This is a genomic window from Streptomyces lonarensis, assembly GCF_012033735.1.
Classification (GTDB): Bacteria; Actinomycetota; Actinomycetes; order Streptomycetales; family Streptomycetaceae; genus Streptomyces; species Streptomyces lonarensis.
Genome location: NZ_JAAVJD010000090.1, coordinates 1 through 13,535, shown reverse-complemented (window position 1 = coordinate 13,535; position 13,535 = coordinate 1). Strand labels below are relative to the sequence as shown.

Annotated in this window: 5 protein-coding genes; 2 read left to right on the top strand and 3 right to left on the bottom strand. The window is 74.4% G+C overall.

The features are described 5' to 3' along the window. Positions 1-95: 95 nt before the first annotated feature. The 3 genes from HCN56_RS13280 to HCN56_RS13270 form a co-directional block, all read right to left on the bottom strand. Positions 96-410 carry a WXG100 family type VII secretion target gene (locus tag HCN56_RS13280; protein WP_312871215.1) on the bottom strand — a complete coding sequence of 105 codons (315 nt, stop codon included), beginning with the start codon at positions 408-410 and terminating at the stop codon, positions 96-98. A gap of 103 nt (positions 411-513) precedes the next feature. Further along, entirely contained in the window at positions 514-819 is a 306-nt protein-coding gene (locus tag HCN56_RS13275; protein WP_167933955.1) for a M3 family metallopeptidase, read from the bottom strand. Positions 820-892: 73 nt separating this feature from the next. Continuing rightward, positions 893-1,813, bottom strand: a complete 921-nt coding sequence (locus HCN56_RS13270) for a serine/arginine repetitive matrix protein 2 (protein ID WP_167970695.1) — start codon at positions 1,811-1,813, stop codon at positions 893-895. Positions 1,814-2,099: 286 nt separating this feature from the next. Between HCN56_RS13270 and HCN56_RS13265 the strand changes: the two genes are divergently transcribed. Then, the gene (locus tag HCN56_RS13265; protein ID WP_167970693.1) at positions 2,100-11,570 is read left to right on the top strand and encodes a hypothetical protein; all 9,471 of its coding nucleotides are present in this window, start codon (positions 2,100-2,102) and stop codon (positions 11,568-11,570) included. A 64-nt stretch (positions 11,571-11,634) separates the two neighbouring features. Further along, a partial coding sequence (locus tag HCN56_RS13260) for a right-handed parallel beta-helix repeat-containing protein (protein WP_167970691.1) occupies positions 11,635-13,535 on the top strand: 1,901 nt, incomplete at its 3' end.

The following is a 13,535-nucleotide window of genomic DNA, read 5'->3' as shown; positions in this document are numbered from 1 at the left end:
CCCCCCCCCCCCCCCCCCCCCCACGAACGCACCGGGGCCGGTGCGGCTTCCCGCCGCACCGCCCCCGATCCCGTTCCCCGCCGAGGGGGAAGCGGTCACTGCATGTTGGCGCGCACCGCCTGGGCGATGTCGGAGTCGGAGTCCTGCATGCCCTTCGACAGGCTCTCGAACGTCTCCGCGTACTGCTTGATCGCGCCGGCCGACTCGGTCAGCTGCTGCGTGAACTGGGTGTACGCCTCGGTGAGCGCGGGGCTCGCCTGGTCGAAGACCATGCCGTTCTTGAGCAGGGCGTCGACGTCGTCGCGCAGGGTGCTGAGTTCGTCACTGATGTCGTCGAGCTTGGTACCCATGACCGAGGTGGCACGGGTGATCTCGGCGTAATCAAATTTGACATCGGCTGCGTCCGACACGGTTCCTCCGTCGGATAGGTGACGTGCCGGTGGTCACCGGTGCCACGTCGGTTCGGGCAAAGGGAAGAGCGGGGAGGGCGACCGGCGCCGCCGGCCACCGGGGTCAGGCGCTGCGGACCTTGTCGGCGACTTCCTTGTCCATGTTCTCGACCTGCCGCTTGATCTCCCGGAACTGCTCGGCGTACTGGGTGATCGCGTCCGTCGCCTTGGTCAGCTCGGTGGTGAAGCGGTCGTACTGCTGCTGGAGGGCCGGGCTGGCCTCGACCAGGACCAGTGCGCTGGCCAGCAGGTTGTCGACCTCGGTCTTCGCCTCGGTCATGCGGGGGACGAGTGTCTCCTCCACCGCGCTGTCCAGCTTGTTGGAGACCCTCTCGATCTCCGCGTAGCTGAGGCTGATGTTCGCCGCCATGGCAAGTGCTCCTCGTCGTGCGGTGCCGTTATCGGGGTGTCCGCCCCGCGCCCGAGGGGCGCGGGGCGGCAGGTCAGTCGTCCTCTTCCCACTCGTCGCCGGGGCCCGAGCGGGTGTAGCGGGTGACCTCGCCGTCGCCGTCGGTCGAGGTCATCACACCCGAACCGTCCTCCTCGATGGTGACCTCGGAGGTGATCGTGGTGCCGTCCGCGTATGTCGTCGTGGTGGTGAAGTCGCGGGCGTCGAAGGTGACACCGTCCTTGGTGACGTACTGCGGGGACGTCTCGTAGACGGTCTCGGAGGTGAACGACTGCCCGTCGGTCGTCGTGACCTCCGTCGTCTCCTTCATGATGTTGTAGTCGTCGTCGAGCTCGACCTTGACGTTGGTGACGCCGTTCTCGTCCTCGAAGGAGAACTCCGTCGGCGGCTCGTCCGAGGGCCGGTCGCCGTCGGGCCTGTCCCCGGGGGGCGACGGCGCGTCGGTGTCCTCGCGCCAGGTCTCGCAGAACTCCGGCGGGGAGTCGGCGCGGCAGACCTGGCCGATGTCCGCGTCGGGGTTGGCGTCGAAGTACTCCTTCGCGCCGATCTCCTCCAGGTAGTCGTTCCACTCCTCGGTGGCCGCGTCCCACGCGTCCCACTGCGCCTTGGAGTTGCGCCAGTTGCTGATGCCCAGCGCCTGACTGGTGACGCCGCTGCCGCCGGCGAGCTGCGCGTCGGCCTCGAAGAAGACGTTGGAGACGCTGGCGAAGATCTCCGCCAGCTCGTTGAGGCCGTCCTTCGCCTCCTTGGCGCGCTTCGCGGAGTTCTCGTAGAAGCGGTTGAAGGCCGTACCCAGCTCGGTGCTGCCGAACACCGCGCGGCGCTCCGAGGGCGTGGACTCGCCCACCGTCTTGAACTCCCCGGAGGCTCCGCCGCTCTCCGCCGTGTTGGCCAGCGACTTCATCTGCTCCTGGGCGCGGTGCAGGGCGGAGTAGTCGATGGAGAAGTCCGCCACGGTCGGCCTCCCGCCGGTGTCGTACGTGTCGGGCGCGGCCGCGTCCCGGCACGCCCGGCCCGCCCGTCGACGGGCCCGTTCCACCCTCTCTACGCACCGGCGCGGCCGCCGGTTCAATTCCCGGCGCGGTTCACTCACCGCGCCCGCCCGACCGCGCTGCGGCAGCGTCCGGCACGTCCCCGTGAATCTTTCGCGATCTCCGTTGAACCGGCGGGGCCTCCCGTGCGTAGATGCTTCAGAGGAGACGGAAGCGGTCGCCGACGGCGCGGAGGAGGGAACCGGCACGATGCCCAGGCCCGACGACTGGAGCGCTCTCGGCCGCAGCAGCGACCCGACCCCCGGTGACGCCGACCGCATCGACCAGTTGATCACCGATCAGGAACAGCTGATCGAGATGGCCAAGACCATCGACCAGGGCTTCACCGACGTCCTCCAGACGACCAACGGCGCCTTCGTCGGGCACACCGCCGACGCCCTGCGCGACGCCATCGACGGCAAGCTCCGCAACTACGTCGCCTCCTTCCGCACCGCCCAGGAGACCACCCAGGGCGCCCTGCGCACCTACGTCGAGGTGCTGCGCACCGAGCAGCGGCGGGCGGACGACGCGCTGTCGGAGGCGGCGGGGCTCGACGAGGACGACGAGTCAGGGCGCTCCACCCAGCAGGGCATCGCCGAGGACGCCGAGAGCAACGTGGACGCCGCCGCCGCGGTGGCCGCCGCCGCGATCCGCGAGGCCGCCAGCAGCATCCAGACCGTCATCGACCCGTGCGACGAGTTCTGGAAGGCGCTCCAGTGGATCGCCATCATCCTCATCATCCCGGCGATCCTGCTGGGCGGGCCGGTGGCCCTGCTCGCCATCGGCCTCAACATCGCCCTGCTCATCAAGACCGCGGTCGACTTCTCCCGCGGCAACGCCAGTGTGACCGAGCTGGTCCTGGCGATCGTCGGTGTCATCGCCCCCACCACCAAGGGGCTGAACATCGGCAAGCTGTGGACCGGTCTGCGCGGTCTCGGCAGCTCCGGCATCAACGGCATGCGCACCTTCTTCGGGCTCGGGGCCAACGGCTTCGGCCTCGGCAGCCGCCTGATGTACGGCATGGGGAACTCGTTCCGGGCCGCCGCGATGTGGATCCGCGGCTCCAACGGCATCTTCACCATGGGGCCCATCGCGCCGTTCCGGTACATGCACCAGGCGGCGAACTTCTCGGTCATCACCAACATGGGCGGCTTCACCTTCGCGGCGATCCGGGGCGCCATCACCATCGGCCGGTTCGGCGCCAACATGGGCCGCTCGATGATCAACGGGGTGGCCGGGTGGAACTGGCTGCGGCTGGTGACCCCGGTGGCCGCGGACGAGATCGCCGTGCTGGGCCTGCGGGGCGCCGCGCGTGTCGGCTTCATCGACCGCGGCCTCCTCGGCCGGTTCCGCTACGGGTACGACGGCGGGCAGTTCCTCGGCGCGACGAGCAAGGTCTCCGGCGTGAGCGCCGGCGCGATGGACCTGTTCCGGGTCGGGCCGGGCACCGCCGGTATCCGCACCGACCTCGCGTTCGGGTCGATCCTCGTCCCCTCGGGCGTGACCACCATGCCGCCCGGGCTCGGCGGCTTCGGCGGGCTGGGGCAGGTCGCTCGCCCCACCGTCCCGCAGTTCGGCGGCGGCGTCGGGTCGTTCACCCCGCCGACCGTGCCGGGCGCCGGCGGCATCGGCGGTGCCATCACCCCGCCCGCGCCGGGCGCGTTCACCCCCGGCACCATCGGTGCGATGCCGCAGATCGGTGCCATCGCGCCCGGGTCGGTCACCGTCCCCTCGATCGGGATGAACATGAACGGCACGCCGATCATGGCGCCGCCGCCCGGGACCTCGATCGTGGACGTCAGCATCGGCGGCACCCGCATCCCGCCGACGCTCGGCAACTTCTCGCCGGTCGCCCCGAACGGGAACTTCGTCGTCGCCCCGGCGGGCGGCTCCATCGGGATCGGCCCCACCACCACCCCGGTGACGATCAACACCGCGGACCTCGGCGGCACGGTCGGCGCCGGCCGCATCGAGATGCCCGCCGTCTCGACTGCCATCGTGGACATGCCGTCCACGGTCCGCCCGGTCACCGGCGGGGTCGACAACCCGGCGCTCTCCGGCGTCGGCCAGGTGTCGGTGCCGACCCCGGCGGGCGCGGTCACCGCCCCCGTCCAGGTGCCGACCGCCTCGGTCACCACCCCGGCCATCTCCATGCCGGCGGTCAACGTCGCCGCGGGGCTGAACGGTTCGGCGGTCGGCGTCGGCCAGGTCAACGTCGGCTCCGCCTCCGCCGTCCAGATCTCCGTGGGGCAGATCGACATGCCCGGTGTCGGGGCGCGGATCGTGGACACCCCGCCGGCCGCGGGCGGCGTCTCCTTCACCCCCGCGATGCCGGCACCCGGCGCGGTCGGCGTCGGCAGCATCGGCGTCGGCGGTATCGCCCCGGGCGGGGTGGCGCCCGGCGCGATCACCCCCGGGGCCATCACTCCCGGCGCCGTCGTACCGGGCACCTTCAGCCCCGGCGCGGTGGCCACCGGCACCTTCGCCCCCGGGGCGGTGGCACCGGGCGCCTTCACCCCGGGGACGGTGGCGCCCGGCAGCTTCGCCCCCGGCGGCGTCACCCCGGGTGCGCTCGCCCCCGGCGGTCTCGGGATGACGACCCCGCCGGTCGTCGGCATCACCCCGGCCTCCGTCACGGTCGGCGCGCTGAGCCTGGGCATCTCACCCGGCGTCTTCACCCCGGGCGCCCTCGCCCCCGGCTCGGTCGCCCCGGGAGCCGTCGGTACGGGTGCGCTCCCGCCCGGGGCGATCGCACCCGGCGCGGTGGCGCCCGGCGGCGTCACCCCCGGCGGGCTGTCCGGCGCACTCACGCCGGGGTCGGTGCCCTCGGGCGCGGTCACCCCCGGCGCCATCGCCACGCCGAACGTCACGCCGGCCGCCGTGCCGCAGGCGGTCACCGACCTCGGCGTCCCGACGCCGGGCGCGGTCGGCGTCGGCGCGGTCACCCCGGGGCTGACGCCCGGCGCGGTGACGCCGGGTGCCGTCACCCCCGGCGCCGTGACACCGCCGACGGTCACCCCCGGCGCCGTCGCTCCGGGCGCCGTCGCTCCGGGCGGTGTGACGCCGGGCGCGGTGACTCCCGGCGCGGTCGTCCCCGGCGCGGTGACTCCCGGCGCGGTCGTCCCCGGCGCGGTGACTCCCGGCGCGGTCGCCCCCGGCGGGATCGCTCCCGGCGCGGCCCTCGGCGCCGTCACCATCACCCCGGGCTCCGTCACCCCCGGTTCGGTCACCCCCGGTTCGGTCACCCCCGGAACGGCCACCCCCGGCACGGTCTCCATCCCGGGCAGCGTCCCCGGGCTGACCAACGCCTCGACCCCCGGTTCCGTCACCTCCGGCGCCGTCACCCCCGGGTCGATCACCTCCGGCTCCCTCACCCCGGGCGCCGTCAGCCCCGACTGGCTCAACCAGGTCAACCAGAAGCTGTCCCTGGTCGACGTCGGCGCGGTCACCCCCGCCACGGCACGCGTCGGGGACGACATCTCCGTCGCGGCCCCCGGCGTGACCAAGCCGCTCGCCGACGGCTCCGTCGTCGGGGTCCCCGCCGTCCGCGGCGCGGACGGCACCGTCGCCCCCGCCGCCGCGCCCGAACTCCCCGCGGTCCGGCCCACCGACGGCGTCCCGACACCGGCCGCACCCGGCGGCTCCCTCGGCAGCACCGTCGCGCCGCCCGGCGCCGTCCTCCCGCCCGCCGCCGCGGGGCCGGTCCCCGGCGCCGGCGGCACCGTGGTCCCGCCCGCCCCCGGCGGCAAGGTCACCGACATCACCGGCGGTGGCGGGCTCGGCCACATCGACCTCGCGGCGCTCGCGTCGCTGGGACGCCCCGGCCGCGGCGGCCCGCCGGCCACCACGGCACCCGTCGCCAACTCCACGCCCGCGCCCGCCGTGCCGACCCCCACCGGGAAGGACACCACCGGCACCGTCGGCGCCCCGACCGGCAACGGCCTCACCCCCGAACTCCGCGACCTGCTGGGCCTCGGCAAGCCGCGCACCGGCGACGAGTTCGTGCAGCAGCTGCGCCAGACCCGGCCCGACCTGTTCCAGCCGCAGGTGTGGACCGTGCTGGACGGCACCCCGCAGGTCACCCCCGGTCGCGTCGAGGGCGGGCCCTCGGGCACCACCACCGTCGAGACGGGCGGGACGACCCCGCGGGACATCCGGGTCGAGGGCGCCGAACTCACCACCGTCACCCGGCCCACCACCGCTCCCGTCACCGGCGGCGACGTGCCGGCGCCGCCCCCGGCAGGCGGGGTGCACCCCGCCACGGGCGAGGGGCCGCCGAACCTCTCCGTCTCGGTGGGAGGCCGGGACGTCACCGTCGGCATGGGCACCAGCGGTCGCCCCGAAGTGCTCGGCGGCGCCCCGACCATGCGCGCCGAGCAGATCGACGGCGGCGGGTTCCGCATCGTCGAGGACCTCGGGCCGCGCGCCGGCCGCAGCTGGGAACTGGTGCCGGGCGCGGGGAACAACCCCGTCACCATCACCGGCCACGCCGACCTGCGCCTGGCCCACCCGGGCGGCGAGGTCCGGATCACGGCGCCGATCAACCAGGCCGGCGACCTCGCCGACGCGTGGCGCGTCAGCGACCACGGCGGTCTCACCGCCGCGCCCGCCGTCCGGACCGTCGACGGCCAGATCACCCTCTCCACCGGCCCCGGCACCTCCCGGATGTTCGACCCCGCCACCGGCAACCACACCTTCGACGTCACCACCCTCACCGGCGGCGTCGGCGACCTGCGCATCCTCCGCTCCGCCGCCGACGGCGGACTGCACCTGCGCGGCTCCGACGGCGTCCCCACCGGGGGCTGGCTGGCCACACCCGAGGGCGGCCACTGGGTCATCACCCCCAACCGCGGCCCGGCCGCGCCGGCCGGCGGCGAACTCCACGTCCACGCGCTGGACGGCTCCCTGGTGCAGCACGCCGTCCGCACCACCGGCGGCGACCTCCCCGGCGGTTTCCTGCGGTACCCGGAGGCACCGGGCGGCGCCCACGTCCTGACCCACCTGGACGGCACGCCCGTCCCCGGCCAGCGCATCGACCCCATGGCGGGCGGCGCCCACCGTGTCGACCTCACCCACGACGGGACCTCGCACACGGTGGTCCTGGACGGCGGCGGCCGGCACACCCACGACGTCAACGCCCTTCCGCAGTTCGGGGCGAACGACCCCGTCCGGTTCCTGCACCGGCCCGTGGACGGCGGCGGCCCGACCGTGCACACCGGCGCGGGTGTCCCCGTGCCGCACCGCGAGATCGTCCCGATGCCCGGCGGCGGGCACCGCCTCCACTTCGGTGACACCCACATCGTGGTGGGGCCCGGCGGGCGCCACACCCACGACGTCACCGTCCTCACCGGCGGGGGCGGAGCCCCGCACCACGTGCACACCACCGTCGGCGACGGCTCCCTCCAGCTGCTGCGCGGCGACGGCACCGCCCCCGGTGCGACCGTCAGCATCGACAACGGTGTCCTCCACGTCTCCCGCCAGGGCACCGACCTGGTCGACGTCCACGCCCCCGGCGGCCCGTTCCACCAGCACGCGCTGCCGCTGCGCGGCGACCTCCACGGCCAGTACGTCCAGCCGCCGGTCGGCGGGAACCCGCCCCGCCTCACCGAGCCCGACGGCTCCGTGGTGGGCGGGTCCGCCGTCACCCGCCTCGACGGTGACCTCGGCTACCGGGTCACCCGCACCGACCTCGACGTCGCGGTCGACGGCCACGGCGCGCGGACCCACGACATCGCGGTCCTGCCCGCCGGCGCGGGCGGCGACATCCGGCACCTCTACCAGCCGGTGGGCGGTACCGCCCTGCCCGAGGTCCGCACCGGCACGGGCGGTCCTGTCGCGGGCAGCCAGGTCGCTGCCGTGGAGGGTCTCGGCCACCGCCTCCAGTTCGGCGACACCCACATCGTGGTGGGCCCCGGCGGGCGTCACACCCACGACGTCACGGCGCTGCGCAGCACCGGCGGCGCCGACCTCGACCTGCACCTGATGCGGCCGGTCGGCGGCGGGGAACTGACCCTGCGTGCCGGTAACGGCGGCCCCAGCGGCCACACCCTCAACGTCCGCCCCGACGGCGGTTTCGACATCACCGGCGGCGGCCGCATCCGGCGCTTCGGCCCGGACGCCGCCCCCCAGGTCGACGCGGTGCGGACCACCGGCCTCGGCGGCGCCCAGCTCAACCAGGCCGTGGAGATCATGCACGGCGGCCACACCGTGCGCCTCGTCGACAACGGCCTGGTGCCCGTCCCCGACGCCCGGGCGGTGCGGGCCGCCGGCGGCGGCTACCGCGTGGACAACCCCGGCGGAGGCGTCGAGTTCCGCGTGCTGGACGGCAACGGCGCCACCACGCACGAAGTCCGCGCCGGCACCGTCGACGGCACCCTCGCCGTCACCGCCCGCGACGGATCGACCTTCACCGTCGTCAAGCTCTCCGACGCCACCGGCAACGGCTACATCAGCCCCGGCACCGGCGGCGCCAACCCCACGCTGCTCGACGGGAACCTCGGCACCGTCAACAACGTCACCGTCACCCGCGAGGGCGCCGACGGCTTCCGCGTCACCTCCAACGGCGGTGTCACCAGCGGCGAGTTCAAGGTCTACGACGCCGGGGGCAAGCTCCGGACCCAGCAGATCAACGTCCTCCACAAGGGCGCCCTCGACGGCGGCAACCTCCGCCTGGAGATCACCCACGCCGCCGACGGCACCGGCACCTGGAAGGTCGCGGGCGCCGGCAACGGCCTGCCGTCCTGGTACAAGTCCGGCACCGTCGACGTCAAGGGCGCCGAGAACGGCCGCATCCGCCTCAACACCGCAGGCGACACGCTGTACTTCGAGCGCCGGTTCCTGCCCGACGGCAACCACGTGGACGTCAGGCTGCGCGGCGACGGCGCCGGGCCCGTCCGCAGCTGGCACGAGGTCGACCCCCAGGGCGGCGTGGTGCGCCACGGCGACCGCACCGTCGGCTCCAGCCAGCGCAGCTGGATGGACAACGACGGCTTCACCCGGGTCCGCCACACCCAGCAGCTCCCCGACGGCGGCCACGTCGTCGCCGACGCCGGGCGCCCCGCCGGGCTGCTCGGCACCGGGCCCACCACTCCCTGGTACCGGTACGACGCCGACTTCAACCTCGTCGCGCGCGGCGACCGCACCTGGGGGCCGGGCGGCGGCTTCACCGACCGGATGGTCCACCCCTCCACGGGCAACACCGTCACCGTCCACGAGAAGTGGGGCCGACTCAACACCTTCGACAACGTCGGCCAGCTCCGCGCCGTCGAGATCAAGATCGGCGGCATCCCCTCCGACGACTTCCTGCGGCACTCCGCCCACGGCAAGGAGACGCAGCTCTCCAAGGCGCTGCCCGACGGCACCCGCCTGGACAGCATCCGGCTGTACGAGCAGCGCCCGCCGGCCTGGTGGCGCGAGATGACCCTCTCCCACCACAACTCCCAGCTCTTCACCGAGATGCCGCACCTGCGCCACGACGGTGTCCTCCAGGTGCACAGCTGGCGCGCTACGCCCACCGGCGGCGGCGCCACCGTCGACGGCCTGCGGTTCGTCTCCCGTGACGCCGCCACCGTCGACCTCGCCGCCAACGGCGAACTGATCCGCTCGGTCCGCAAGCTCCCCGACGGCAACACCCTCACCCACGGCGACCTGGTGAAACTCCCCGACGGGGCCACCACCGTCACCCCCGGCGGCGGCCGCCCCTACCGGGCCTGGTCCGAGGGCGACGGCAACCTCACCGGCCACCGCACCTTCCAGCAGGGTGACTTCACCGTCGGCCTGCCCGGCCGCGGCGACGGCGGCATCACCGCCGGCGACATCCGGTGGCAGGACCGCTTCTCCCCGAGCGCCACCGGCGGCGGCGACTGGTACACCCCCGGCGCCCACACCGACTGGCGCGTCGCCCGCACCGGCCTCACCGACGGCTCTGTGGTCGAGTACCGCCTGCCGCCGCAGACCCGCGCCACCGACGACGCCGGCAACGCCGTCGTCATCGACCGCCGCGGGCAGCTCGACCCGACCACCGCCGACTGGACGCGGCTCGACCACCACGGCACCGTCATCGGCCGCGCCGACACCTGGGACGGCAGGCAGGTCACCGCGCTCGACAACCGCACCTGGAACGACGGCGTCAACAGCGGCCCGCGCAAGCTCGCCATCGAGAACGAGATCGGCGGAAAGCGGTACTGGGACCCGGAGTCCTACCAGGACTTCACCCCCGGCCCGAACGGCCAACTGGTCCGCGAGTTCCGCATGCTCGGCGACGGCGTCACCGTCCGCGCCTGGCGCACCGCCGACGGCACCTGGACCTGGAACAAGTACGACGCGCACGGCTCGCTGCTCGACTTCGGCGGCAGCCAGGCCGCGCGGGTCCGCGAGTGGACCGGCACCCCCGGCGCCCCCGGCAGCACCTGGAAGGACGTGGTGGTCTCGGACGGCGCCGGCCGCGTCACCATCCAGGAGATGCCGGTCAAGAAGGTCACCGGCACCGTCTCCGACCTGCTCAGCGACCCGGCGGTCCGCCCCCGCGAGTACCACGCCACCCCGGGCGACAACCTCGTCCAGAACCTGGGGGAGTGGAAGGAGTTCCACAACGGCACCGTCATCCGCTCCATGAAGAAGCAGCCCGACGGCAGCTTCCTGGAGCAGGAGATGTTCCACAACCAGCTGCGCCGCTACGCGCCGTCCAGCACCGACAACTCGCTGCCCGGCTTCGTCATCGGCGAGCGGACCGTCTCCGGGATCGTGCGCGAGGTCGACACCTTCGGCCGCATCACCATCCGCACCGACGGCACCGCCCCCGGCGTCAGCCAGCTCGGCGACTCCCAGCCCAACCTCAGCGGCATCGGCCGCGACAACGCGCCGGACACCTTCTTCCAGGAGTACCGGGGCCACAACCGCAAGTTCAAGGACCCCAACCGGCAGCAGTGGTCCTCGCCCACACCGGGGGAGTCCGCCTACACGCCGTTCGCCCCGAAGGTCGGCTCCACCCTGGCGTCCGAGTTCATCCAGGAATGGCTCGTCGACTTCACGATGTCGCTGGCGGTCAACGGCATCGTCGCCGCCGTCAACGGCAACGAGTTCACCTACAACGACGTGCTCAAGGCGCTGTTCGGCGCGACCGTCGGCGCCACCATCAAGACCAGCATCTCCGGCATGCACTTCGCCGCCAACCGCGGCGGCTGGCGCAACCACATGTCGCAGACCGACACCGGCTTCCACCCCAACCGACCCACCGGTGACGACAACTTCATCGGCGAGTGGGCCGGCCGTGAGAAGCCCGGCCGCTGGCGCGGCGCCACCTACGAGTTCGGCCTCGGCATCGCCTCCGGCGCCATCGGCGGCCTCGTCGTCGGCAGCGCCAACGCCGCGATCTTCGGCGTCAAGGACGCCAACGGCAACACCGTGTACCTCACCGGGCTGGACGCCCTCCGCGAGGGCGGCTTCGCAGCTGCCTCCGGCGTCATCGGCGGCATGACCACCGGCCTGACCCGCACCGTCTTCCAGCAGATGACCGCCGGACGCCAGTGGCACCGGGCCGGGTTCTTCGACGCCATCGTCTTCCCCGCCCTCGGTAAGCTGCTCGACAAGAGCCTCGGTGCCCTGTTCATCTCGCCCGCCGTGCGCCTCGACAACCCGCCCGAGTGGTACGGCACCCCCGACCCGACGGCCGGCGGCCAGTGAGCCGCACGACCCCGTGAGCACCGCACCCCACCCGCACCACCGAAGCTCCGAAAGGCGGTGACCGATGGCCCTCACCGTCCCCACCACCCAGATAGCGGCTGACCTCACGCTGACCGTCGCCTCCCGCGGCCGGTCCGCCCACCGCACCATCGCCCGCGCGCTGGCCGCCGCCCCCACCACCGGCTCCGTCGCCGTGGCCATCGCCGCCGGTGAGTACCACGAGAGCCTGCGCCTGGACCGCCGCGTCAGCCTCTACGCCGCCGACGGTCCCGGCACCGTCACCCTCACCGCCCCCGAGGGGCGCCCGGCGCTCACCGTCGCAGCCCCCGGCTGCCTGGTCACCGACGTCGTCCTCCACGGCACCGACCCCGGCGAGCCCGTCATCGTCGTCACCGACGCCGCCGGCCTCATGCTGGAGGACTGCCTGGTCCGCCACGGCCGCATCACCGTCGCCGGCAGTCCCGCCTCCCGCGCCGCCGACCCCGGGCCCGAGATCGACCCGCCGGACCTCCGGGCGCTGCTGGACGCCGACACCCCCGGCGGCGAGGACAGCCTCGCGCCCGGTCTGGCCGCCGCCCTCGACGACCCCGTCGGCGGCGGCGTGCTGGTGCTGCGCCGCACCCGCCTCCGCAACGCGCGGCACGCCGCGCTCCACCTCGACGGCGACGCCCGCGCCCGACTGGAGGAGGTCGTGGTGGAGTCCGTCGACGGCCTCGGCGTCGTCCTGGCCGGCGCCGCCCGCCTCACCGCCGACGGCCTCCTCACCCGACACGTCTCCGGTACCGCACTGCGCACCCGCGGCCGGTCGCTGCTGTCCGCCCGCGAGGCGCGCCTGCTGGCCCCGGGCCGCAACGGGCTGCTCGCGCAGGACGGTTCGGCAGCGCTCCTCCTCGACGGCCGCGTCCACGCCGCGGGGCGCTCCGGCGTCCAGGCCGAGCACGACTGCGAGGTCGAGGTCGCCGGCACCCGCGTCGACGCCGCCGTCGGCAGCGCCCTGGCCGCCACCGACCGCGCCCGGCTCACCGCGCGCGACTGCCGGCTGCGGGAACCGGGCGCCAACGGGCTCGTCGCCCTCGGCGACGCCGACGCCCGACTGGAGGGCACCACCGTCTCCGGCAGCGGCTACAGCGCCGTCCACGCCGCCGACCGGGCCCGCGTCACCCTGCGCGGCTCCCGGCTGGAGACCAGCGCCGAGCACGGCCTGGCCGCCGCCGACGAGGCCGGCATCGAGGCGGAGGAGTGCGCCGTCACCGAAGCCGCGATGAGCGGGGTCCAGGTCGAGAACCAGGCGCACGTGACGCTCGTCGCCACCTCCGTCGACGGCGGCGAGCACGGCGTCCGACTGCTGTCGAGCGCGCCCGCCGTGCTCACCGACTGCGCGGTCCGCGGCCAGCGCCGCAGCGGCGTCGAACTCGGCAGCGGAGCGGACGCCACCCTCACCGCGCTGCGCGTCGCCGAGACCGGCAGCGCCGGGCTGGTCGCCACCGCCGGCTCCCGACTGGCGCTCGACGGCGGCGACATCACCGGCACCCACGGCACCGGGCTGGTCGTCTGGAAGGGCGCGGAGGCCCGGGTGCGGGGGCTGCGGGTCCGGAAGCCCGGCAAGAACGCCATCCTCGTCGCGGACGGGGCCGCCGGCCGCTACGACCACTGCGACCTGCACGGCGGCGGTTTCCCCGCCCTGCACGTCGGCGCCGACGCCTCCCCGCGCTTCACCGGCTGCCGCGTCTTCGACTGCTCCCGGGACCTCACCGTCGCGGACACCGCCTCCCCCGTCTTCGCGGACTGCCGGTCGATCCGCGTGACGACGCCCGCGATGCCCACCGACAGCCCCGACCCCGACGGCCCCGACGGGCCCACCCGCCCCGGCCCGGTGCCACTGGCGTCCGGCGGTCATCTGCTGGAAGACGGTGCGGGTCAGGCCGGTGGTCATGCCGCCGATGACGCCGGAGGCAGCTGCGAAGC

Excerpts from the sequence above, each read along its gene's own strand:
- HCN56_RS13275 (WP_167933955.1), bottom strand. The coding sequence starts at position 819 with ATGGCGGCGAACATCAGCCTCAGCTACGCGGAGATCGAGAGGGTCTCC.
- HCN56_RS13265 (WP_167970693.1), top strand. The coding sequence starts at position 2,100 with ATGCCCAGGCCCGACGACTGGAGCGCTCTCGGCCGCAGCAGCGACCCG.